Source organism: Rhizobium ecuadorense (assembly GCF_001187535.1).
Classification (GTDB): Bacteria; Pseudomonadota; Alphaproteobacteria; order Rhizobiales; family Rhizobiaceae; genus Rhizobium; species Rhizobium ecuadorense.
In genome coordinates this window covers 1-226 of record NZ_LFIO01000385.1, presented here as the reverse complement: position 1 = coordinate 226, position 226 = coordinate 1, and the positions used below count along the sequence as shown (strand labels likewise).

Genomic DNA, 226 nt, shown 5'->3' with positions numbered 1-226 from the left:
GGTCACGACAAGACGTTGGATTGCGGCGAATGGTTCATTGGATTTTTTGGATCTGGCGTCAGCCATAGAGGATTCCCTTGGTTTGCCGGAGCGGGATTTGACACAGACAATCGACGACACCGTAGTCCGGCGAAGCCGATCAGATTAGGCGGTGGTATTTGCATGGGCTTAGAAAGCGGGCTTCTTAATCCGGCAATTGCTGCAGCAATTCAAAGTGCTACAGCGT

The 226-nt window shown here is 51.8% G+C and carries 1 protein-coding gene; it reads left to right on the top strand.

What is annotated here, in order from left to right:
• Positions 1-226, top strand: a 226-nt coding sequence (locus AF337_RS44235; protein WP_210168047.1) for a hypothetical protein, incomplete at both ends; no start/stop codon positions are given.